Source organism: Actinoplanes sp. NPDC023714, assembly GCF_040639855.1.
GTDB lineage: Bacteria > Actinomycetota > Actinomycetes > Mycobacteriales > Micromonosporaceae > Actinoplanes.
This window is the reverse complement of the sequence record NZ_JBFAAR010000015.1, coordinates 182,134-203,554: the sequence shown is the minus strand read 5'-3', so window position 1 is coordinate 203,554 and position 21,421 is coordinate 182,134. Positions and strand designations below refer to the sequence as shown.

The window sequence follows — 21,421 nt, the reverse complement described above, 5'->3', positions numbered from 1 at the left end:
GCTTCGTCAGCATCCGGCTGATCTGCGGGCCGCCGCCGTGCACCACGACCGAGCGCTGACCGTGCCGACCGCGCCGGCCGCGCTGACCGTGCCGACCGCGCCGGCCCCCGGCCGCGCCCCAACCGTCGGGCTGCCTACTTCCGCGGCGTGTCGCTTGCGTGTCAGGCGCGGGTGCCGGGTGTCGTCAGGTGAGGGTGGAAGCGACGAAGTCGAAGGCGTCCGGGATGCGGGTCGACCAGTAGGCGAAGTTGTGGTCGCCCGGCCCGAAACCGCCGGCCCGCGGCGGCACCGGCAGGGACGCCCACAGGGTGCGGACGTCGTCGTAGAGCGCGTCGTCCTTGCCGCACCACAGGCCCACCGGCAGGCGGCCGACCCGTTCGAGGCCGTCGAAGACCACGTCGCCGGCGGTGACGGCGGGGGAGAAGGCGGCCACCGAGCGGACGAAGCCGGGGAAGGTGGAGGCGAGGAGCAGCGCGCCGGCGCCGCCCATCGACCAGCCCCAGGCGGCGAGCCGGGTGGTGTCGAAGCCGCGGTCGGTGCACCACGCCGGCAGCTCCTGGCGGACCATCCACTGCGGGTCGTCGCCGCCGCGGGGCCGCCACGCCAGCCGGTCCCCGCCGGCCCCGGCGAGCACGAACGGCGGTGCGCCCCGGCGTACCGCATCGGTCAGGAACCTGCCCAGGCCCAGGCCGGAGAAGTCCGCGGGCTGCTTGGAGCCGCCGTGCAGGATGAGGCAGACCGGTAGTCCGCGGCCGTCGCCGTGACCTGCGGGCACGGCCGTCCAGAAGTCCACGGTCCGGCCACGGGCGGACGAGAACCGCTGTTCGAGGCGCTCGTCGCCGGCCGGGACCGAGGGTATGACCGGGGAGGGGCCGCCGGTCCGCCCGCATCCGCCGGCCAGAGCCAGCACCGTACCGCCCAGGAGGAATGCCCGTCGTCGCACGTCTGATCAACGGCTGACATGCTGGAGGGATGTCCGAGGATTTCGACGAACCGCTCCGGCGGCAGCTCGACGCCTTTCTCGACGAGCACCGGCGGATGCTGGCGGCCTGCCTCGACGGCCTCACCGAGGAGCAGGCCCGGCGCCGGCTGGTCCCGTCGAAGACCACCCTTCTGGGTCTCGTCAAGCACGTCACGTTCGTGGAGAAGGTGTGGTTCGACGAGGCTGTCACGGGCCGTTCGCGCGCCGAGATCGGGATTCCGCGGACTCCGGACCAGTCGTTCGTGCTGAAGCCCGGGGACACCGTCGCCAGTGTGCGGGAGGCGTACGAAAAGGCCTGTGACGAATCGCGGAGCGCGACCGCCTCGCTCAGCCTGGATGATCTCCTGCCCGGCAATCGCCGTGGACCGTTGCCGCTGCGCTGGGTCTATCTGCACGTGCTGCGCGAGCTGGCCCAGCACTGCGGGCACGCCGACATCCTCCGGGAGCAGATCCTGGCGGCATAGAGCGGGCGTGCACGGGTACCGATGCCCTTCGTGAAGAAGGCCGCGTTCATCGTGCTGCTCCTGGCCGGGATCCGGGTGGCGAAGTCCCGGCACCGGCGTTCCCTGCACCCGGCCGGGCGGTCGTTCCGCGGCGAGCTCGAGATCTGGGGCGCGCCGCGGCCGACCGGCTCGCGGCTGCTCGACGAGCCGAGCCGCTGGCCGGTGACGGTCCGGATGTCGAAGGGCGTCGGGACCCGGGGCAGCCGCCCGGACGTGCTCGGTGTCGCGATCCGGCTGCACGGGCACGGCACCGATCTGCTGTTGTCGACGGCGGGCAGCGGCCGGCTGACCCGTCATCTGCCGGCGCCCCGGCGCTCGTTCGCCTCCCGGTACGGCTCGATCACGGCGTACCGGACCGGCAGTGACCGCAAGGTCTATCTCGCCGCCGGACCCACCGGGTCGGGGACGCCGCTGGGCCGCAGCCTCGACGCGGTCTCGGCCGCCGCGCTGACCGGGAACGCCCAGCTGGTGATCGCGGTCGACGATCAGCCGGTCGGCCGCGTCACGTTCGGTGAGCTGATCTCCGGCGCGGAGGACGCCGCCCTGGCCTTCGACCCGATCCGCAACGCCACCCCGGATCTGCATCCGACCGGCACGATCCACGGGTCGCGGGCGCTCGCCTACAAGATCAGTCAGCGCTGGCGTCGTCGCTGAGCGACTCCCACCGCCGCCGGCGCTCCTCCAGCGTCTGCTCCCACCAGGGCGTGCCGCGCTCGCCGAGCGCCACCTTCGCGGCCTGTACTCGCTTGCGGGCCGGCGCCGGATCCTCGCCGCGCCGCTGCATCGCCCCGACGTCGCGCCGGGCCGCCATCAGCGCACGCCGCAGCCGCGCCGCCACGTCCTCCGGGATCGCCGGATCGGTGGCCCGCCACCGCCGCCCCTTGATGACGATGTAGTGATCGTCCTCGTCCATGCCGTCATGGCTACCACGCCGGCCTGCGCGCGTGCCCCCTTCCCGCACCCGTCCACGAGGCTTTTCAGATCTTCGGGTACGCCGGGAGCGCTGCGGCCCGGAGCGTGTCGCGTCACCGGGGGCCGGGGGTGGTCGTTCCCCTCGCTGGTATCTCAGACCTGCGAGGAGCAACGGCACCATGCGTCAGCACCGTCCCCGACCGTTCGGCGTCCGCGCCATGCTGCTGGGCGCGGTCGCCGTCCTCGTCACCGGGGTGGGCGCGGCCTTCGCCATGCCCAGCCGGGAACCTGGGCCCGCGATCGCCGCCGGGAAGCTGAGCCTGCACTGTGTGGGGGACGCCGCGGCGAGCGCCAGGGCCGGGCGCACCCCGGTGCTGCTGATCCACGGGACGGGCTCGAACTTCCGGGCCAACTTCTCGTGGAACTGGGCCCGCGCGTTCACGCTGGAGAAACGGGCGTACTGCGGGATCGACCTGCCCGAGGACGCGAGCGGGGATCTGCAGGTGGCGGCCGGGCATGTGGTGCGGGCCATCCGTACGCTCCATGCCGCGGCCGGCGCCCCGATCTCGCTGGTCGGCCACAGCCAGGGCGGCCTGCTCGGCAGGTGGGCGCTCAAATACTGGCCGGACACCCGCGACATGGTCGACGACTACGTGGCGCTCGCCCCGCCGAACCACGGGACGGCCACGTTCGTGGCCCAGTGCGCGGCGGCCGGGGAGTGCCCGGCGGCGCGGTGGCAGCAGCGGACCGGCTCGCGGTTCCTGGCGGCGCTCAACGACGGGCCGCAGACCTGGCCGGCGATCGACTACACGCAGGTCATGGTGCACAGCGACGAGATCGTGGTGCCGCACACCTCGGCAGCGCTCCCGGCCGCGTCCAACGTCGCGAACCTGGAGATCGACCGGGTCTGCCCCGGTGAGGTGGTGGAGCACTTCGGTCTTGCGTACGACAACGCCGCGTACCTGATCGGCATGGACGCCCTCACCCACCCGGGCCCCGCCGTCCCGGCCCGCATCCGCACCGAACGATGCGGCCCGCCGTTCATGCCGGCCGTCGACCCGCTGGCCTTCGGCCCCAACGCGGCCGCCGCCCTGGTGCAGAGCGCGAACGCCATGGTCAACGCCCGCGAGCTGAAGGCCGAGCCGCCGCTGAGGTGTTACGCCGACCGCACCTGCGTACGCGAACAGGGCTTCACTTCTTCCGGCAGGGTGACTGGACGGTGAGGGTGCCGGCTCCGGCGTCGAGGCGGGCCGGGACGCCGAGGCCCACGGCGACCTGCTGCCGGCCGTGCCCCACCTCCAGGCCGAAGAGGACGGGCACGTCGAAGTGCTCCTCGATGATCCGCCGGGGGAGCTCGGGGAGGAACCGGCCCACCGCCACCCCGGCCACCCCGGCCAGGCTCCCCGAACGCCGGAGCTGGACCAGCATCCGGTCCACCCGGTAGGCCGCCTCGTTCGTCTCCTCCAGCAGCAGGATCGCGCCGCGCAGGTCGAGCTGGTGGGATGTGCCGGCGTTCGCCGCGAGCATGGCGAGGTTGCCGCCGAGAAGGATGCCGGTGGCGCTGCCCGCCGACGGCTCGCCCCGCAGCGTCACCGGATCGTCGGTCATCAGCGCCCGCCGCGCGTCTCCGGCCGGGCCGGCGGACAGGCTCGCTCCGGTGGGGCCGTGGATCGTGGGGAGGCGGGCCTCGCACCACAGGGCCGCGTGCAGGGCGGTGATGTCGGAGAACCCCATGATCAGCTTCGGATCCTCGCGGACGGCCGCGTAGTCGACGCGATCGACGATGCGCTGGGTGCCGTAGCCGCCGCGCAGGCAGACGACGCCCCGTACCTCCGGGTCGCGGAGGGCGTCGTCGAGGTCGGCCAGCCGGTCGGCGTCCGGGGCCGAGAAGAGACCGTCACGGCCCAGGGCGTGCCCGCCGAAACGGAACCGCAGTCCCCAGCCCTCCAGCACCCGGGCCGCCGCCTCCGCCCGGCCGGCCGCCACCGGCCCGGCCGGCGCCACCAGCGCGACGAGATCACCGGGCCGCAGGGGTTCGGGCCGCAGCGGGATGGAGAGGTCTTCCTGCACGTTCAACGCCTTCCTGTGCAGCCGGGCCGCCGGAAGACCGCCGAACCCGGCCGGGGTGGCGCCCGGTGAGGCGCGGGAGTGGTGCGACGACCGGCGGGACTTCTGAGGGCGGCCGGTCAGAGAGGCTTGCGCATCTGCTGGGTGGTCACCGTGTAGCCGGCGGACTCGTAGAGGCGGATCGCCCGGGTGTTGGCGCCGAAGACGTTCAGTTCGATGGCGGTGGCGCCGCGGTCGCGGGCCGCCTGCTCGCCGGCCGTCAGCAGGGCGCGGCCGTGACCTGCCGAACGGTATGCCTCGTCGATGTGGATGTCGTAGATGAAGGCGCAGCCGGGGTTGCCCCGGGGGTGCTCGATGCCGATCCACATCGATCCGACGGGGGTGCCGCCGGGGAGGAGGGCCGTCAGGAACAGCATGCCCGGGGTGGTCAGGCCCTGCGGGAACAGGGTGTCGTTGCCCTCCCGGGCCAGCCGGGGCGCCTGCTCGGCGGACCAGCGTCCGGCGGCCACCTGCTCGTCGGCGTACTCGCGTTCCAGGGCGCGGCGCCAGGTGGCGAACTCGGTCGCGGTCATCGGGCGAACGCTCAATCCGGTCACGGCCCGATGGTGTCCTGTCACGCGGCTCGAGACAAGACGACCGGTCCACGGTGGAAGGTGCCGATGCTCACGTAGAGTGACCCGAAGGGTGACGGCCTGGCCGGTGAGTGAGGTACTTATCATGGCCATCGTCCGCTGAACGCCTTATAAGGTGTGTGGATCACGATTGTGTGGACACACTGTTAACAGGGAGATGCTCATGGCCGAGCCGATCAACGTAACCGTCACTGGCGCCGCGGGCCAGATCGGGTACGCGCTGCTGTTCCGCATCGCTTCGGGGCAGCTGCTCGGTGCGGACAAGAAGGTGAAGCTGCGCCTGCTGGAGATCCCGGCCGCGACGCGCGCCGCCGAGGGCACCGCCCTCGAGCTGCAGGACGGCGCCTTCCCGGCCCTGGCCGGTGTGGACGTCTTCGACAACCCGAAGGCCGCCTTCGACGGGACGAACGTGGCCCTGCTCGTCGGCGCCCGCCCGCGGACCAAGGGCATGGAGCGCGGCGACCTGCTCGAGGCCAACGGTGGCATCTTCAAGCCGCAGGGCGAGGCGATCAACGCCGGCGCCGCGCCGGACATCAAGGTCCTCGTGGTCGGCAACCCGGCCAACACGAACGCCCTGATCGCCCAGCAGCACGCGCCGGACGTCCCGGCCGACCGCTTCACCGCGATGACCCGCCTCGACCACAACCGGGCGCTCGCGCAGCTCGCCGCGAAGCTCGGCGTCTCGGTGGCCGACCTCAAGAAGGTCACCATCTGGGGCAACCACTCGGCCACCCAGTACCCGGACGTCTCGCACGCCACGGTGAACGGCAACAGCGTCCGCGACGCCATCAACGACCAGGCGTGGCTCGCCGACGAGTTCATCCCGCGGGTCGCCAAGCGCGGCGCCGAGATCATCGAGGTCCGGGGCGCGTCCTCGGCCGCGTCGGCCGCCTCCGCCGCGATCGACCACGTCTACACCTGGGTCAACGGCACCGCCGACGGTGACTGGACCTCCGCCGCGGTCGTCTCGGACGGCTCCTACGGCGTGCCCGAGGGTCTGATCTCGTCCTTCCCGGTGACGGCGTCGGGCGGTCAGTTCTCGATCGTCCAGGGCCTGGAGATCGACGAGTTCTCCCGGGGCCGCATCGACGCTTCGGTGAACGAGCTGGTCGAGGAGCGCGAGGCGGTTCGCAAGCTCGGCCTCATCTGATCTCGCGCGCGCGAAAGGGCGGTCCGTCGCGGGCCGCCTACCGCGCCACCGAGGTCCACAAGGATCGCCTCCTCGATGCACGGCGATGCGTTCCTGATGTGGGACGGGAAAGCGATGAACGAGCGCGTCCGGAATTGCCTCGACCAGCGGCGGTCGTGCGGCAACGACGGTGTCATGGCAGGGTGAACCCGTGCTGACGCCTGTCGCGAACGGTGTGCTGGTCCACGAGAGCACTTTCCTGAAGAGCAACGGCATCGTCGTGCAAGGGCGCGACGGTGTGCTGCTCATCGATCCGGGCCTGCGGGACGCCGAGCTGGAGTGCCTCGCGGACGACCTGCCCGGCGCCGTCGTCGCCGGATTCTCGACCCATCCGGACTGGGATCACCTGCTCTGGCACCGCCGGTTCGGTGATCCGCCGCGCTACGGCACGGCCCGCTGCGCGGCGGCCGTCGAAGCCGACCCGGCGACGAAGGCGCGGATCATCGAGCACCTGGAGCCGGCGGGCATCGCGGACGAGGTCTCCTTGGATCGGTACGGCCTGATCGAGGGTCTGCCGCCCGGGACGGAGAGGATCCCCTGGGACGGTCCGGAAGTCCGGATCCTCGAGCATCGGGGGCATGCGCAGGGCCACGCGGCGCTGCTCATCGCCGACCGTGGCGTCCTCGTCGCCGGCGACATGCTCTCCGACGTCCTGATCCCGATGCTCGACATCGAGGACGCCGCCGACCCGGTCGGCGACTACCTCGCGGCGCTGGATCTGCTGGAGACCGTGGCGGACGACGCGGCCGTGGTCGTCCCCGGCCACGGCTCGGTCGGCGGGGCCGGGGAGGCGCGGGCCCGGATCGCGCGGGACCGGGCCTATGTGCTCGCGCTGCGCGACGGCCGCGACCCGGCCGACCCGCGGATCGGTGGATCGGCGGCGCCCGGCTGGGAATGGGTGAGCGAGATCCACACCTTCCAGGTCGACGGTCTCCGGCGCGGTCGCGGACCGGCGCCGGCGTGAGTCAATCGAGCAGAGCGTGCGCCACGGCCCGTCCGGAGAGCCAGGCCGACTGGACGCGCGGCTTCCCGAACGCGTCGCCGCACAGCCAGACCCGCCCGTCCACGGCGTAGGGGGCGTCGACCGGCTCCGGCTGGGCGTACGTCCAGCGATGCACCTCCACCCCGGGTTTCGCGGAGAGATCGAGGAGGTCGCCGACGGCGGCGGCCAGGATCGGGCCGGCGGCGGCGGGATCGTCGAGGTGCTGGGAGGCCAGGCCGGCGGTGGAGTGGGCGACCAGGACGGGAGCGTGGTCGCCACGGCGGTCGCCGTCGTCGCAGATGGTGGCGAGCAGCGGGTGGTCGTTGACGAAGGCGCCGTGGAAGTCCGGCCATTCGCGGGCCGGGTAGGTGAGGACCGCGGCGATCACCGGCTGCCAGACCTGCGCGCGGGCCGCCGCGGCGATCCCGGGCGGCGGACCGAGGCGCAGCGCCTGCGGGCCGGGCATGGCGAGCACGACGACGTCGGCATCGGACGGTATCGCGTCCAGCGCTGCCGACAGCCGCACGTCGAGGCCGGCGGCAAGATCCACGGCGAGGGATCGCAGGCCGCCGGGCGCCGCCCACCGCATCGGGCCGGTCGACGGCGAGCCGCCGGGGTGGACCGTCAGGGTGTCGGTCCACGGCCGGGCGAGACCCCGGGACTCCCAGGACGCGGCCTGCGCGGCGAAGCCCGGGTCGTCGGCGACGAAGTACGCGGCGCCGATGTCCGCATACCGCCCGTCGTACCGTTTGCTGGCCAGCCTGCCGCCCGGCACCCGGCCGCGCTCGACGACCCGTACCCTCGCCCCGCCCTCGGCCAGAGCCCGCGCGCACGACAGGCCGGCGATGCCGGCGCCCACCACCACGACGTCCATGAGCCGACTTTATCCGGGACTTTCGTCCGGACCGACGAAAGGATGGACAGAGACATCGAAAGTCATTAACGTCCGTGTAACACGAAAGCCGGTCAGATCGGTGTGTCGGCGCAGGTCCCCGCATCTGACATCCCTCTCGGAACGGACCTGCCATGCGCCTGAAACCGATCCTCGCCGCACTGATCCTGATCGTTGCCTGGCCGCAGCCCGCCCAGGCCCACCCCGTCGACGCCGCCGACTTCCAGCAGGTCACCCTCGCCAAGGGCGTGGCCGAGGTCGGCGAGCCGATGGCGATCGCCGTCCTGCCCGACCGGTCGGTGCTGCACACCGCCCGGAACGGCACACTACGGCGCACCGACGCCGCCGGTACCACCACCGTGATCGGCACGCTGCCGGTCTACACCCACGACGAGGAGGGCCTGCAGGGCGTCGGCGTCGACCCGGGCTTCGCCACGAACCGGCAGATCTACCTCTACTACGCGCCGCCGCTCTCCACCCCGGCCGGCGACGCCCCGGCGACCGGCGCCGACTTCTCCGCGTGGGAGGGTGTGAACCGGCTGGCCCGGTACACCCTCAACGCCGACTTCACGCTGAACACGGCGAGCGCCGTCACGGTCCTCGACGTGCCGGCCACCCGGGGGATCTGCTGCCACGTCGGCGGGGACATCGACTTCGACGCGGCCGGCAACCTCTACCTGTCGACCGGCGACGACAGCAACCCGTTCGACTCGGCCGGCTTCTCGCCGCTCGACGAGCGGACCAACCGCAACCCCGCCTACGACGCGCAGCGCACTGCCGCGAACACGAACGACCTGCGCGGCAAGGTGCTGCGGATCAAGGTGAACGCGAACGGGTCGTACGCGATCCCGAGCGGCAACCTGTTCCCGCCGGGCACCGCGAAGACCCGTCCGGAGATCTACGCGATGGGCTTCCGCAACCCGTTCCGGATGAGCGTCGACAAGGCCACCGGCGTCGTCTACCTCGGCGACTACGGCCCGGACGCCGGGTCCACCGATCCGAACCGCGGGCCCAGCGGCCAGGTCGAGTTCAACCGGATCACCAGCGCCGGCAACTACGGGTGGCCGTACTGCACCGGCACGAACACCAGCACCGAGACGTACAACGAGTGGAACTTCGCGACCGGCACGACCGGGCCGAAGTACGGCTGCGCCGCGGGGGCGACGAACAACTCGTTCCGCAACACCGGGCTGACCACGCTGCCGCCGGCGCGCGGCGCCTGGATCCGGTACGCCGGCGACGCCGGGAGCCCGGCCGCGTTCGGCACCGGCTCGGAGTCGCCGATGGCCGGGCCGGTCTACCGGTACGACGCCGCCAACCCGAGCGCCACGAAGTTCCCGCAGTCGCTCGACGGCCACTTCTTCGCCGGCGAGCTCGGCCGCGGCTGGATCAAGCCGATCCACGTGGGCGCCGACGGCGCGGTGGGGGAGATCTCCGACTTCGCCTGGGGCGGCAAGCAGGTCATGGACATGGCGTTCGGCCCGGACGGCGCGCTCTACGTGCTCGACTACGGCACCGGCTACTTCAACGGCGACGCCAACTCGGCGCTCTACCGCTACGACCACGTCGGCGGCGGCAACCGGGCGCCGACGGCCGTCGTCGCGGCGAACCCGACGACCGGGCAGGCGCCGCTCACCGTCGCGTTCTCCTCGGCCGGGTCGTCCGATCCCGAGGGCGGGGCGCTGACCTACTCCTGGGCGTTCGGCGACGGGACGACGTCCTCCAGCGCCAATCCCACCAAGACCTACACGGCGAACGGCACCTACAACGTCACACTGACCGTCACCGACCCGCAGGGCGCGTCCGGCACCGCGAGCGTGCCGATCGGGGTGGGCAACACGGCACCCTCGATCAGCATCGGCACTCCGGGCCGGGGGCAGCTCTTCTCGTACGGGGACAGCGTCCCGTTCACCTTCACGCCGAGTGACCCGGAGGACGGCACGATCGACTGTGCCCGGGCGAAGATGACCTACGTGCTCGGCCACGACAGCCACGGCCACCAGATCACCTCGGTCGACGGCTGCACGGGCGTCATCACCATCCCGGTCGACGGCGAGCACGACGCGGCCGCCAACATCTTCGCGGTGTTCGACGCGGAGTACACCGACGCGGCCGGCATCACCACCCACCAGCAGCACATCCTCCAGCCCCGGCACCGGCAGGCCGAGCACTTCACGACCTCGTCCGGGATCAACACGTTCACCAAGACCCCGGCCGAGGGCGGGCGGACCGTCGGCGACATCCACAACGGGGACTGGATCGCGTTCGAGCCGTACCAGCTCGGCAACGTCACGTCCTTCACCGCCCGGGTCTCGTCCGCCGGGGCGGGCGGGACGTTGCAGGTCCGCGCCGGCTCCCCGACCGGGACCGTCCTCGGCTCGGCGGCCGTCCCGGTGACCGGCGCCTGGGACACGTTCACCACGGTCACCGGCGCGATCAGCGGCGCGCCGGCCGGCACGACGACGCTCTACCTGACCTTCGCGGGCGGGGCGGGCGCGCTCTACGACCTCGACGCGTTCACCTTCGCGACCCAGCCGTCCGGCCCGATGAAGGGCCTCGCGGGCAAGTGCCTCGACGTGGCAGGAGGAGCCACCTCGGACGGTACGAAGATCCAGCTCTACACCTGCAACGGCACGGCGGCGCAGCACTGGGCCCGGTCCGGTCAGACCTACCGCGCGCTGGGTAAGTGTCTGGACGTGGCCGGTGGCGCCACCGCGAACGGCACCAGGGCGCAGCTCTACACGTGCAACGGCTCGGGCGCGCAGAACTGGGCGCCGCAGGCCGACGGCAGCATCCGCAACCCGCAGTCCGGCCGCTGTCTCGACGTCAGTCAGAACAGCTCCGCCGACGGTCAGCAGATCCACATCTGGGACTGCTACGGCGGCGCCAACCAGAAGTGGGTCCAGTCATGAGAAGAGTGCTCCTCCTGTTGGCCATGGTGGCGGCGACCCTCGGCGTGCCCGCGCCGGCGCAGGCCGACACCCCGTACGACGTGCTGGTCTTCTCCCGCACGGCCGGGTTCCGGCACGACTCCATCTCGGCGGGCGTCCAGGCCGTCCGGGAACTCGGCGACGCGAACGGGTTCACCGTGACCGACACCGAGGACCCGGCCGTCTTCGCCCCGGCCCACCTGGCCACCTTCGAAGCGGTGATCTTCCTGAACACCACGGGCGACGTGCTCGACGCGGCACAGCAGACCGCGTTCGAGAACTGGATCCGGGCCGGTGGCGGCTTCGTCGGGGTGCACGCCGCCGCCGACACCGAGTACGGCTGGCCGTTCTACGGCGAGCTCGTCGGCGCCTGGTTCGCCTCGCACCCGGCGATCCAGCCGGCCACCGTGAAGGTCGAGGACCGCGCGCACGCGGCGACCGCCCACCTGCCGCAGACCTGGAACCGCACCGACGAGTGGTACGACTACCGCACCAACGCCCGGTCCAGCGCCCACGTCCTCGCGACCCTGGACGAGTCGTCGTACTCCGGCGGGACGATGGGCGCCGACCACCCGCACGCGTGGTGCAAGCCCTATCAGGGTGGCCGCTCCTTCTACACCGGTGGCGGGCACACCATCTCCTCGTACAGTGAAAGCGCTTTTCGCACCCACCTGCTCGGCGGCATCCGCTATGCGGCGGGCCAGGCGAAAGCGGATTGCCGGCCGGAGACCGGGTACACGCCTCTCTACAACGGCTCGACCACCGGCTGGTCGCAGGCGGGCCCGGGCGCGTTCACGAACACCGACGCGACACTGACCTCGACCGGCGGAATGGGCCTGTTCTGGTACAGCGCGAAACAGTTCACCAACTACTCGCTCAAATTGGATTGGCGTCTCGAGGGCGACGACAACACCGGCGTCTTCCTCGGTTTCCCGCCGTCGGACGACCCGTGGTCGGCCGTGAACAACGGTTACGAGGTGCAGATCGACGCCACCGACGCGGCCGACCGGACCACGGGAGCGGTCTATACGTTCCAGTCGGCGGATCTGGCGGCGCGGGATGCCGCGCTGAATCCGCCGGGCGCGTGGAACACCTATGAGCTGCTGGTCGAGGGGGAGCGGCTGCGGGTGTTCCTCAACGGCGTACAGATAAACGATTTCACGAACACCGACCCGGCGCGTTCCCTGGCCGGCCACATCGGCATCCAGAACCACGGCGCCGGCGACACCGCCTCCTTCCGCAACATCCGCATCAAGGAATCGGTCGCGAATGCGTCGGGCCCGATCCGGGGATTGGCGGGCAAATGCCTCGACGTCGCCGGAGGATCAAACGCCGATGGTACGAAGATCCAGCTCTACTCCTGCAACGGCACGGCCGCGCAGAACTGGACCCGGTCCGGCACCACGCTGCGGGCCCTCGGCAAATGCCTCGACGTCGCGGGCGGCGGCACCGCCAACGGCACGAGGACGCAGTTGTACACCTGCAACGGAACCGGCGCGCAGAACTGGGCGCCGCAGGCCGGCGGCGCGATCCGGAATCCGCAGTCCGGCCGCTGTCTCGACGTGAGCCAGAACAGTTCCGCCGACGGTCAGCAGATCCACATCTGGGACTGCCACGGCGGCGCCAACCAGAAGTGGACCCTCCCCTCCTGAGGTCCCCCGGACCCCGGCCTGCGCTGCAGGCCGGGGTCCCCTCACGTCAGCGGCTCGGCGGATCCGGCGTCGATCCGGGCGCTCACCTGCTCGAGCGCCCCGCGGATGAGGTCGCCGTAGTCGCCGGCCGGCAGCGCGCCGAGCCCCGCGGCGGCCTCCGCGAGATGGCGCCGGGCCTCACTCGCGTTCCCGGCCCGCCGATGGACGTCGGCCAGATTCAGGTGCAGCGACGGCAGCAGCGCCCGATCCCCGTCGTCGCCGAGCTCCCGGAACGCCGCCATCGCGATCTCGTCCCAGCGCAGCTCCTCCGCCACCGATCCCTGCAGGTCGGCCAGATAGTGCGCGATCCAGCACCGCTGCTGCGCGTCGCCGCCGTCCTCCCACAGCCGTTCGAGCAGGGCGCGCGCCCCGTCCCGATCCCCGGCCACGTTCATCTCCTGAGCCCTGCGAATCCCATCCACCGTTCCGGTCCTCCTCCTCATGGCGTCCGGAGGCACAGCCTGACCCCTCGACCAGGTCGAGGGTCAACCTGAGGGACCGGCGGACGGAGAGGGCGCCGTCCTGTTCTCCACGGCGGCGATGGTGGCGGCGTCGACGGTTCCGGTGGGTTCGACGTCGAGGGCGGTCTGGAACTCCTTCAGCGCCGCCGTCAGCTCGTCGGTCCAGACGCCGTCGACCGGGGCGGGCCAGAAGCCGGCCAGCTTCAACGTCTGCTGCACGGCCGCGGTGGTGGGGGAGGACGTCGCGTTCTCCTCCCGAAGCGCCGCGTCGGTGGCCTTGTCGACGGTTCCGGTCTGCGGGAGGTCGTGCGCCTTCTGCAACGCCTCGACGGCCGCGACGGTCGCCGGGCCGTAGACGCCGTCGACCTCCTCGTCGTAGTGGCCCGCCTCGGCCAGCGACGTCTGGATCGCCATCGTGTAGTCGCGCACCCGGCTCTGCTGGTCCGCGGTCAGGCAGCCGGCCTCGCTGAGCAGGCCGATCCACGCCATCTCCAGGGCCACGGCGGCCGCGTTGAACCGTTCCGACGCCTGCCGCAGCGGTGTCTGACCGGTGATGCCCTCCCGCGCCGCGGCGAAGTCCGCCTCGGCCTGCTTCACCCGGTCGACCGTGGTGGCGGGGAGGGACGGCACGGCCGAGGGCGACGGCGGCGGCGCGGAGGTCAGGGCGGCCAGTTCCCGCTCGGCCTCGGCCACCTCCTCGCGACCGGAGGCGATCTGCTCGGCGGCCTCGGCCACGTCGGACTGCGGCGCGGCCAGGTCGGCGCCCGCCTCCTCGACGTCGGCCACGGTGGGCGCGGTCTGCGTGATGAGGTCGCCGTATCGGTCCAGGGCGACGACGTACGACGTGCTGCTCCGGCAGAACGTGTCGACCCGGGCCACCAGCTCCTGCTGCGCCGCGGCGAGCGCCTCCCGGCTGTCCGCCACGCGCTTCTCGTCCAGCCGCGCCTGGGCATCCCCGTCGCCGCCGCACCCCGTCAGGGCCGGGACCAGCAGCACGGGCACCAGCAGCACGGGCAGCACCAGGGGCCGGTTCATGCGGCCCAGGATCGCAGCGCCCCCGCGCCCGGCGGATCACCCGAGGCGGGTGAAGAGCGTCAGGCCCGGAACTGCCCCACCAGATCCCGCAGATCGTGCGACATGGCCGCCAGCCGCTCGGCCGTCTGCCGCGACTCCACCACCCCGGACGCGGTGTCCTGGCTCGCGGACGCCACCCCGGTGATCCCCGCCGCGATCTCGCTGGAGCCCGTCGCGGCCTCGGCGATGTTGCGGCCCATCTCGGCCGTGGTGGCCGTCTGCTGCTCGACGGCGGCCGCGATCGTCGTCGAGTGCTCGTTGACCTCGTTGATGATCTCGGCGATCCGGTCGATCGCGGCGATCGCCGACCCGGTGTCGTCCTGGATGGCCTGCACCCGGTCGCCGATGTCGACGGTGGCCCGCGAGGTGGCCTGCGCCAGATCCTTGACCTCGCCGGCCACCACGGCGAAGCCCTTGCCCAGCTCACCGGCGCGCGCCGCCTCGATGGTCGCGTTCAGGGCGAGCAGGTTGGTCTGCTCGGCGATCGTGGTGATCAGGGCGACCACGCCGTTGATCTCCTCGCTGGACCGGCCGAGCCGGGCGATCGTCTCGGAGGCGGCCCGGACGCTGTCGACGCCCGCCGAGGCGACGCCGGCGGCCCGGCCGGCGCCGTCGGCGATCTCGCGGATCGCGGCGTTCATCTCCTCGGTGCCGGCCGCGACCGTCTGCACGCTGCGGGACACCTCCTCGGCCGACGACGCGATCATGTCGGACCGGCCGGACGCCGCGTCGGCGGCGCCGGCGATCCGCGCGGAGGTGGCGGTGAGCTCGGTGGCGGCGTCGGAGAGGGTGTGGCTGTTCTCGGTGATCGTGGCGAACGCGCCGCGCAGCACGTCGAGGGTGCTGTTCATGGCGCGGCCCATCGAGGCGAACTCGTCGCGGCCGGTGTCCGGGACCCGCACGGTCAGGTCCTTGCCGGCGACGGTCTTCAGCGCCGTGACGGTGGTGGCCAGCGGCCGGGTGATGCTGCGGGTCACCACGACGGCGACGAGCGCCGCGAAGACCAGGCAGAGCGCTCCCGCCACGATCATGAAGGTCTCGGCGGTCGCGGCCGCGTCCTCGGCGGCCGACTTCGCGGCCGTGGCGCGGCCGTCGGTGCTGGCGACCAGGCCGTCGACCGACTCGATGATCGCGGCCATCAGCGTGAGGGCCTCCCCGGCCACCAGCGCGTTCGCCGCCCGCTCACCGGCCCGCGTGCCCGCCCGATAGCCCGCGACGATCCGCTCGTCGACCGCCATGAACTGCTCGAACGACTCCTCGATCGCGGAGACCAGCGCCGACTCCGGATCGGTCAGACCGAGCGATCGGAGGGTGTCGAGGTCGGTCTCGAAGGCGGCCGCCGAGGCGAGGAACGAGGCGCGCTGCCCGACCGTGTCGTCGGTGGCGCCGTCGACGCCGCGGATGGTGTCGAACGCGTACCCGGTCTGCCAGCCGTTGAAGTCGGCGGTGCGGAACTTCGCGACGAGCGCCGCGCTGCTGGTCGCCTCGGCCGTGCCGAGATCGCGGGTGGCGTCGCGGGCGCGATGCTCGCCCCACAGCCCGATGCCGATGGCGACGATCATGCAGAGGCAGACGCCGGTGAAAGCGGCCGCGAGGCGCATGCCGATCTTGAGGTTGCGAAGGAAGCTCACCGCCACCACCCGTGACTTGAGAAGTTCTCGGGTTGACGATAGACCCTGGATTGCCCCGAAGGGCCGGACCCGCCCCATATGCCAGGACGGGTCCGGGAACGGTCAGAGGTGGGCCAGTGCCGAGGCCGGGTCCTCCATCGCATCGGCGACCGTGCGCATGAAGCCGGCGGCCACGCCACCGTCACAGATCCGATGGTCGAAGACGAAGGACAATTGCGAGATCTTGCGTACGGTCAGAGCACCGCCGACCACCCAGGGGCGATCGATGATCCTTCCCAGGCCGAGCATGGCGACCTGCGGATGATTGATGATCGCGGCGCTGCCGTCGACGTGGAACGCGCCGTAGTTGTTGAGCGTGAACGTGCCGGCCGTGAGTTCCTCCGGCGTCGACTCGCCGCGGCGGGCGCGGGCCGTCACGTCCTTGATCGCCGCGTCCAGCATCGTGGTCGTCATCTGCTGGGCGCCGATCACGGCCGGGACCACGAGGCCCCTGTCGCTCTGCACCGCGAGTCCGAGATTGATCTGGTCGAGCTGGACGATCTCCTGGCGTGCGGTGTCGAGGCGGGCGTTGAGGACCGGGTAGGCGCGCAGCCCCGCCACCACGAACCGCGCCACATAGGACATCAGGCCGGGGGCGGAGCGTTGCCGCAGTTCCCAGAGCGCGGTGCAGTCGACGTCCACCCAGACGGTGGCCTCCGGGATCTCCGCCCGGCTGCGGGTCAGGACCGCGGCCACCGACTTGCGGAACCCGCTGAGCGGAATCCGGCGCTCCCCGGAACCCGCCGCCACGGGAGCCGGCACGGCGGTCGCCACGGGAGCCGGCACGTCAGGCGCCCCGGGAGCCGGCACCGGGGTCGGTGCCGCCTCTACGTCCCGCCGGGTGATCACACCGCCGGGACCCGTGCCCTTCAGCGTCGCCACGTCGACGCCACGATCCCGGGCGAGCTTGCGGACCAGGGGGGATACCACGCGGGAAGCAGCCGGCGGCCCACTCGTGAGCGTCCTGGCGTCGCGCGGCCGGCGTTTGCGGGTGCCCCCGGCCGCGGGGCTGGTCCCGTACCCGATGAGGACGTTCCCTGAACCGGCGCGCTCCTCCTCGGTGTAGGTGTCGAGCGCCGCCACCGTGATCAGGGGCGCGCCGACGTCGAGGGTGGCGCCCTCCGGCACATGACGCGTGGCGACCCGGCCGGCGTGCGGGGACGGCACCTCGACGACGGCCTTCGCGGTCTCCACCTCGACCACCGGCTGGTCGATCTCGATGACGTCGCCCTCGGCGACCAGCCAGCGCACGATCTCCGCCTCGGTCAGGCCCTCGCCGAGGTCGGGCAGCACGAACGTGTTCACGCGTACTCCCACTGCAGCTCGTCGACGGCGTCGAGGATGCGGTCCACCGACGGGAGCTGGACGTGCTCCAGCTTCGGCGGCGGGTACGGGATGTCGAACCCGGTCACCCGCCGGATCGGCGCGTGCAGCGAGTGGAAGCAGCGCTCGGTCACCCGCGCCACCACCTCGGACGACACGCTCGCGAACCCGGCCGCCTCGGCGACCACGACGGCCCGGCCGGTGGAGCGGACCGCCGCGCAGACGGTCTCGTCGTCGAACGGCACGATCGAGCGCAGGTCGACGACCTGGAGGCTGCGGCCCTCCTGCGCCGCGGCCTCGGCGGCCTCGAGCGCGACCGGCACGGCGGGACCGTAGGCGATCAGCGTGGCGTCGGTGCCCTCCCGGCGCACCACGGCCCTGCCGATCGGCGGGACGGGCAGTGACAGGTCGGCCTCGGCGCGGGAGAAGTAGAGCTTCTTCGGCTCGAGGAAGACGACCGGGTCGGGGGACTCGATGGCGGCGCGCAACAGCCCGTAGGCGTCCGCCGGGTCGGCCGGCGCCACCACGTGCAGGCCGGGGGTGTGCGCGTAGTACGCCTCCGACGAGTCGCAGTGGTGCTCCACCCCGCCGACGCCGCCGGCGTACGGCACCCGGATCACCAGCGGGATCCCGACCCTGCCGCGGGTCCGGTTGCGCATCTTCGCGGCGTGGCTGACGAGCTGCTCGAACGCCGGGTAGGCGAACGCGTCGAACTGCATCTCGACGACCGGACGCAGGCCGTTCATCGCCATCCCGATCGCCATGCCGAGGATGCCGGACTCGGCCAGCGGGGTGTCGAAGCAGCGCTGGTCGCCGAACTCGGCGGTCAGCCCGTCGGTGATCCGGAAGACGCCGCCGAGCGGGCCGACGTCCTCGCCGAAGACCATCACGGTGTCGTCGGCGCGCAGCGCGTCCCGCAGCGCCCGGTTGAGCGCGTTCGCCATGGTCAGCTTTTCCATCACTTCTCCCGGGCGAGCTCGTCGGAGACCAGGGCCTGCTGCTCGCGCAGCTGGGGGGTGGGCTCGGCGTAGACGTACGCGAAGAGCTCCCGGTAGTCGGCGACCGGTTCTTCGCCGAGTCCGGCCCGCATGCGTTCGGCGATCGCCTCGGCCTGAGCGACAAATCCAGATTTATCCGATTCGGTGATCAAGCCCGCACCCCGGAGGTACGTCTCCACGCGCGTCAGCGGATCCCGCCCGAGCCACGGCGTCACCTCCTCCTCCGACCGGTAGCGCCCCGGGTCGTCGGCGTTCGTGTGCGCCTGCACCCGGTAGGTGTGCGCCTCCACGAGCTGCGGCCCCTCGCCGGCGCGGGCCCGATCCACGGCGCTGCCGAGGACGTCGAGGAGCGCGGCCACGTCGTTGCCGTCGACCCGCTCGCCCTTCACCCCGTACCCGATGCCCTTGTGCGCCAGCGAGGGCGCGGCGGTCTGCCGCGCCAGAGGCACCGAGATCGCGTATTCGTTGTTCTGCACCAGGAACACCACCGGCGTCCGGAAGACGGCCGCGAAGTTGAGCGCCTCGTGGAAGTCGCCCTCGCTGGTGGCGCCGTCCCCGCAGACCGCCATGACCACGGTGTCATCGCCGCGGAGCCGGGCGGCGTGCGCGACCCCGACCGCGTGCAGCAGGTGGGTGGCGAGCGGCGTGGCCTGCGGCGCCACCCGGGTCGCCAGGGGGTCGTAGCCGCTGTGCCAGTCGCCGCGCAGCAGCGTGAGCGCCTGCACCGGGTCGACGCCGCGGGTCACGATCGCGGCGGTGTCCCGGTAGGTCGGGAAGAGCCAGTCGCCGTCGGCGAGGACCTGCACGCAGGCGACCTGGCAGGCCTCCTGTCCGTGCGACGACGGGTAGACCGCGAGACGCCCCTGCCGGACCAGGGCGTTCGCCTGGTCGTTGAAGCGGCGTGCGGTGATCAGCGCGGCGTAGGCGCGCACCAGGGCCTGGGGGTCGGGCATCGAGTGGCCGACCTGCGGAACGGGGTGGCCGTCCGGGTCGATGAGGGTCACCGGCTCCGTGGACGGCAGCAGGTGTGCTGCGTCACGTGTCATGGACGGATTCTTGTTTGCGCGCCAAATGAACACCAGATCCCGCGCAAAGTCGAGATATTGTTCTGGCTGGGGCCCTCCAAGGGGTCCAATCGTCCAAGATCCGATGCGCGGGGAGCCGCCCGGCGAGACAGGTGGCATCGATGCTCGACGACACCGACCGGCGCATCCTCGCCGAGCTGGCCCGGGACGGCCGGATGTCCATGCGCACCCTCGCCGAGACGCTGCACATCTCCCGGGCGAACGCCTACGCCCGCGTCGCCCGCCTCCAGCAGGACGGTGTGATCCGCGGCTTCCACGCCGACGTCGACCCGGTCGCGGCCGGCCTCACCACCGCCGCCTACGTGACGCTCAACCTGCAGCAGGCGAACTGGCGGGAGGTCCTCGGCCGGCTCCGCGAGCTGCCCGGCGTCGTCCACATCGGCCTGGTCGGCGGCGACTTCGACGTGATCCTGCTGGTCCGGGTGGCCGACAACACCGAGCTGCGGCACCTGGTGCTCGACGAGATCCAGGGCATGCCGGGCGTGGTCACCACCAGGACGTTGCTGCTCTTCGAGGAGTCGTCTCCCCGGGCCTGATCTTCTCTCAGATCGCCATCGCCGGCGGGAAGGTCTCCCGGTGCGGCTTCGCCTCGTACTCCCGCCAGGCCTCGGCGAGCCGCCGGGCCGCCGTCGTCAGATCCTCCGCCGACGCGAGGAAATGCAGCCGCAGCCGATCCCTGCTCCCGCCGGTGGGGTCGAGCCCCGAACCGGGCAGCACCGCCACCCCGTGACGCAGCGCCACCTGAGCGAACGACTGCCCGTCACCGTGCGGCATCCGTACCCATAGGGTCTGCCCACCCGGCACCGGATCGGCCTCCCACGACGGCAACATCCGGCCCAGCTCCGACCGCAGGTGATCGTGTCGCTCCTGCCGCTGCGCGGCCGATCGCGCGGCGAGCGCATCCAGGTGGGGGAGCAGGGCCGCTGCCGCGAGTTGCGCCGGGACGTTCCCTCCGAGATCCATCACCGTACGCATCCGCGCCAACTGCGCGATCAACGCCGGCGAGGCCCGGACCCAGCCCACGCGTAGCCCACCCCAGACGACCTTGCTGAGCGAGCCGATCGTGATCACGTCCGGCGCGTGGGTGGCCATCGGCGGGGGCGAGGGATGACCGGGAAAGCCCAGATCGGTCAGCACCTCGTCGTCGATGAGCGGCACGCCGGAGGCCGCCGCCGACCAGGCCATCCGATGCCGCTCCGCCTCCGGCGTCACCACCCCGGTCGGATTGTGGAAGGCGGTGATCCCATACCTCAGGGAGACTCCGCCGGCCTGGGTGGTTCCCAGCACGGCACCCTCCGATCGGAACGCCTCGAGGGCGCCGAAATAGGTCGGCGCCTGGACCAGGACCCGGTCGCCGGGGCGGATCAGGGTGCGGGCCAGGAGGGTGAGCGCCTGCTGGCCGCCGGTCGTGACGAGGATCTGGTCGGGCGTCGTCGGCAGGCCGCGTGACCGGTACCGATCAGCGATGGCCCGGCGCAGCGCGGGATGGCCGGTCGGGTGGTAGCCGATGTCCCCGGAGATGCCGGCCAGGTCCGGGAGGATGCGCGCGTAGGCCTCGGCGAGCTCGGCCGGGGGAGCGTCCGGCGCCGCGCAGGCCAGCATGATCACGCCGTCGCGGGGTTCGAGCAGGTGCAGGAAGGCGGGCGCGTCGGTGGTCGGCCGCGGCGTGCCGGACGCGGGCCCGGCCACCCGGGTGCCGCTGCCCTGCCGGCGCACGATCCGGCCCTCGCCGGCGAGCAGGTCGTAGGCGGCCACGACGGTGCTGCGCCCGACCGCGAGGGCCGCCGCGAGCGTGCGATCCGGCGGCAGCAGCGCCCCCGGCGGCAGCTCGCCGTCGTCGATCATCGTCCGGAGCCGCCCGGCCAGCAGCAGATAGAGCGCGCCGCGCCCGGACGACCACCGTCCCAGCCGCTCGACCAGCCCCAGCCGGTCCGCGGCGCTGAGCCCCAGCCGCTCTGCGGCGCCGGGGCCCGGGCGCGTCGTCTTCTCGATTGGCTCCATCGGCAGACCAATCTATCGGCATTGGCCCT

General features: G+C 72.3%; 20 protein-coding genes. 8 read left to right on the top strand and 12 right to left on the bottom strand.

Features of this window, described 5'->3' with window-relative positions:
• Positions 1-184: 184 nt before the first annotated feature.
• Positions 185-922, bottom strand: a complete 738-nt coding sequence (locus tag AB0G10_RS41010; RefSeq protein WP_360935214.1) for an alpha/beta hydrolase-fold protein — start codon at positions 920-922, stop codon at positions 185-187.
• Between the two features lie 50 nt (positions 923-972).
• Between AB0G10_RS41010 and AB0G10_RS41005 the strand changes: the two genes are divergently transcribed.
• Entirely contained in the window at positions 973-1,446 is a 474-nt protein-coding gene (locus AB0G10_RS41005; protein WP_360935194.1) for a DinB family protein, read from the top strand.
• A 21-nt stretch (positions 1,447-1,467) separates the two neighbouring features.
• On the top strand, positions 1,468-2,139 hold the full coding sequence (locus AB0G10_RS41000) for a hypothetical protein (protein ID WP_360935191.1): 672 nt from the start codon (positions 1,468-1,470) through the stop codon (positions 2,137-2,139).
• Here the strand turns inward: AB0G10_RS41000 and AB0G10_RS40995 are convergent.
• On the bottom strand, positions 2,114-2,398 hold the full coding sequence (locus AB0G10_RS40995) for a hypothetical protein (protein ID WP_360935188.1): 285 nt from the start codon (positions 2,396-2,398) through the stop codon (positions 2,114-2,116). The two genes, AB0G10_RS41000 and AB0G10_RS40995, sit on opposite strands and share 26 nt — an antisense overlap.
• A gap of 178 nt (positions 2,399-2,576) precedes the next feature.
• Here AB0G10_RS40995 and AB0G10_RS40990 point away from each other — a divergent pair, with 178 nt between their 5' ends.
• Positions 2,577-3,620, top strand: a complete 1,044-nt coding sequence (locus tag AB0G10_RS40990) for a lipase (protein WP_360935185.1) — start codon at positions 2,577-2,579, stop codon at positions 3,618-3,620.
• Here AB0G10_RS40990 and AB0G10_RS40985 read toward each other — a convergent pair.
• Both AB0G10_RS40985 and AB0G10_RS40980 read right to left on the bottom strand, forming a co-directional pair.
• Positions 3,589-4,467, bottom strand: a complete 879-nt coding sequence (locus tag AB0G10_RS40985; RefSeq protein ID WP_360935182.1) for an LD-carboxypeptidase — start codon at positions 4,465-4,467, stop codon at positions 3,589-3,591. The genes AB0G10_RS40990 and AB0G10_RS40985 overlap by 32 nt on opposite strands.
• 116 nt (positions 4,468-4,583) lie before the next feature.
• Complete coding sequence (locus AB0G10_RS40980) at positions 4,584-5,036, bottom strand: GNAT family N-acetyltransferase (protein WP_360935179.1); 453 nt, start codon at positions 5,034-5,036, stop codon at positions 4,584-4,586.
• A gap of 223 nt (positions 5,037-5,259) precedes the next feature.
• Here AB0G10_RS40980 and AB0G10_RS40975 point away from each other — a divergent pair, with 223 nt between their 5' ends.
• Entirely contained in the window at positions 5,260-6,246 is a 987-nt protein-coding gene (locus AB0G10_RS40975) for a malate dehydrogenase (protein WP_360935176.1), read from the top strand.
• Between the two features lie 190 nt (positions 6,247-6,436).
• Positions 6,437-7,249: an MBL fold metallo-hydrolase gene (locus tag AB0G10_RS40970; protein WP_360935173.1), complete on the top strand. Its 813-nt coding sequence runs from the start codon at positions 6,437-6,439 to the stop codon at positions 7,247-7,249.
• Between the two features lies 1 nt (position 7,250).
• Here AB0G10_RS40970 and AB0G10_RS40965 read toward each other — a convergent pair whose 3' ends face one another.
• A complete protein-coding gene (locus AB0G10_RS40965; protein ID WP_360935170.1) occupies positions 7,251-8,141 on the bottom strand; it encodes an FAD-dependent oxidoreductase in 891 nt (296 codons plus the stop codon).
• Between the two features lie 152 nt (positions 8,142-8,293).
• Between AB0G10_RS40965 and AB0G10_RS40960 the strand changes: the two genes are divergently transcribed.
• Both AB0G10_RS40960 and AB0G10_RS40955 read left to right on the top strand, forming a co-directional pair.
• Positions 8,294-11,071, top strand: coding sequence for a PQQ-dependent sugar dehydrogenase (locus AB0G10_RS40960; RefSeq protein ID WP_360935167.1), 2,778 nt, complete (start codon positions 8,294-8,296; stop codon positions 11,069-11,071).
• Positions 11,068-12,741, top strand: a complete 1,674-nt coding sequence (locus AB0G10_RS40955) for a ThuA domain-containing protein (RefSeq protein ID WP_360935164.1) — start codon at positions 11,068-11,070, stop codon at positions 12,739-12,741. Before AB0G10_RS40960 ends, AB0G10_RS40955 begins: the two co-directional genes overlap by 4 nt.
• Positions 12,742-12,782: 41 nt before the next feature.
• Here AB0G10_RS40955 and AB0G10_RS40950 read toward each other — a convergent pair whose 3' ends face one another.
• The 6 genes from AB0G10_RS40950 to AB0G10_RS40925 all read right to left on the bottom strand — a co-directional run bounded on the left by AB0G10_RS40950 (position 12,783) and on the right by AB0G10_RS40925 (position 19,352).
• Positions 12,783-13,175, bottom strand: coding sequence for a hypothetical protein (locus tag AB0G10_RS40950; RefSeq protein ID WP_360935211.1), 393 nt, complete (start codon positions 13,173-13,175; stop codon positions 12,783-12,785).
• 90 nt (positions 13,176-13,265) lie between these two features.
• Positions 13,266-14,276: a peptidoglycan-binding domain-containing protein gene (locus AB0G10_RS40945; protein WP_360935161.1), complete on the bottom strand. Its 1,011-nt coding sequence runs from the start codon at positions 14,274-14,276 to the stop codon at positions 13,266-13,268.
• A 59-nt stretch (positions 14,277-14,335) separates the two neighbouring features.
• Positions 14,336-15,946, bottom strand: a complete 1,611-nt coding sequence (locus AB0G10_RS40940; protein ID WP_360935158.1) for a methyl-accepting chemotaxis protein — start codon at positions 15,944-15,946, stop codon at positions 14,336-14,338.
• Between the two features lie 102 nt (positions 15,947-16,048).
• On the bottom strand, positions 16,049-17,290 hold the full coding sequence (locus AB0G10_RS40935; protein WP_360935155.1) for a dihydrolipoamide acetyltransferase family protein: 1,242 nt from the start codon (positions 17,288-17,290) through the stop codon (positions 16,049-16,051).
• Entirely contained in the window at positions 17,287-18,267 is a 981-nt protein-coding gene (locus tag AB0G10_RS40930) for an alpha-ketoacid dehydrogenase subunit beta (RefSeq protein ID WP_360935152.1), read from the bottom strand. The genes AB0G10_RS40935 and AB0G10_RS40930 overlap by 4 nt, the downstream gene beginning before the upstream one ends.
• Positions 18,267-19,352 (bottom strand): thiamine pyrophosphate-dependent dehydrogenase E1 component subunit alpha, encoded by a 1,086-nt coding sequence (locus tag AB0G10_RS40925; protein ID WP_360935149.1) that lies wholly within the window; start codon positions 19,350-19,352, stop codon positions 18,267-18,269. Before AB0G10_RS40925 ends, AB0G10_RS40930 begins: the two co-directional genes overlap by 1 nt.
• Before the next feature lie 140 nt (positions 19,353-19,492).
• On the opposite strand from AB0G10_RS40925, the gene AB0G10_RS40920 reads away from it, so the two are divergent.
• The gene (locus tag AB0G10_RS40920; protein ID WP_360935146.1) at positions 19,493-19,927 is read left to right on the top strand and encodes an Lrp/AsnC family transcriptional regulator; all 435 of its coding nucleotides are present in this window, start codon (positions 19,493-19,495) and stop codon (positions 19,925-19,927) included.
• A 7-nt stretch (positions 19,928-19,934) separates the two neighbouring features.
• Here AB0G10_RS40920 and AB0G10_RS40915 read toward each other — a convergent pair whose 3' ends face one another.
• On the bottom strand, positions 19,935-21,392 hold the full coding sequence (locus AB0G10_RS40915) for a PLP-dependent aminotransferase family protein (protein WP_360935143.1): 1,458 nt from the start codon (positions 21,390-21,392) through the stop codon (positions 19,935-19,937).
• Between the last annotated feature and the right edge of the window lie 29 nt (positions 21,393-21,421).

Bases quoted from the DNA above. Each gene is read 5' to 3' on its own strand.
- AB0G10_RS40920 (WP_360935146.1), top strand. From the start codon at position 19,493: ATGCTCGACGACACCGACCGGCGCATCCTCGCCGAGCTGGCCCGGGAC.
- AB0G10_RS40990 (WP_360935185.1), top strand. From the start codon at position 2,577: ATGCGTCAGCACCGTCCCCGACCGTTCGGCGTCCGCGCCATGCTGCTG.
- AB0G10_RS40995 (WP_360935188.1), bottom strand. From the start codon at position 2,398: ATGGACGAGGACGATCACTACATCGTCATCAAGGGGCGGCGGTGGCGG.
- AB0G10_RS40915 (WP_360935143.1), bottom strand. From the start codon at position 21,392: ATGGAGCCAATCGAGAAGACGACGCGCCCGGGCCCCGGCGCCGCAGAG.
- AB0G10_RS40975 (WP_360935176.1), top strand. From the start codon at position 5,260: ATGGCCGAGCCGATCAACGTAACCGTCACTGGCGCCGCGGGCCAGATC.
- AB0G10_RS40965 (WP_360935170.1), bottom strand. From the start codon at position 8,141: ATGGACGTCGTGGTGGTGGGCGCCGGCATCGCCGGCCTGTCGTGCGCG.
- AB0G10_RS40960 (WP_360935167.1), top strand. From the start codon at position 8,294: ATGCGCCTGAAACCGATCCTCGCCGCACTGATCCTGATCGTTGCCTGG.
- AB0G10_RS40950 (WP_360935211.1), bottom strand. From the start codon at position 13,175: ATGAACGTGGCCGGGGATCGGGACGGGGCGCGCGCCCTGCTCGAACGG.
- AB0G10_RS41000 (WP_360935191.1), top strand. From the start codon at position 1,468: ATGCCCTTCGTGAAGAAGGCCGCGTTCATCGTGCTGCTCCTGGCCGGG.
- AB0G10_RS40925 (WP_360935149.1), bottom strand. From the start codon at position 19,352: ATGACACGTGACGCAGCACACCTGCTGCCGTCCACGGAGCCGGTGACC.
- AB0G10_RS40930 (WP_360935152.1), bottom strand. From the start codon at position 18,267: ATGGAAAAGCTGACCATGGCGAACGCGCTCAACCGGGCGCTGCGGGAC.
- AB0G10_RS40980 (WP_360935179.1), bottom strand. From the start codon at position 5,036: ATGACCGCGACCGAGTTCGCCACCTGGCGCCGCGCCCTGGAACGCGAG.
- AB0G10_RS41005 (WP_360935194.1), top strand. From the start codon at position 973: ATGTCCGAGGATTTCGACGAACCGCTCCGGCGGCAGCTCGACGCCTTT.
- AB0G10_RS40945 (WP_360935161.1), bottom strand. From the start codon at position 14,276: ATGAACCGGCCCCTGGTGCTGCCCGTGCTGCTGGTGCCCGTGCTGCTG.
- AB0G10_RS40955 (WP_360935164.1), top strand. From the start codon at position 11,068: ATGAGAAGAGTGCTCCTCCTGTTGGCCATGGTGGCGGCGACCCTCGGC.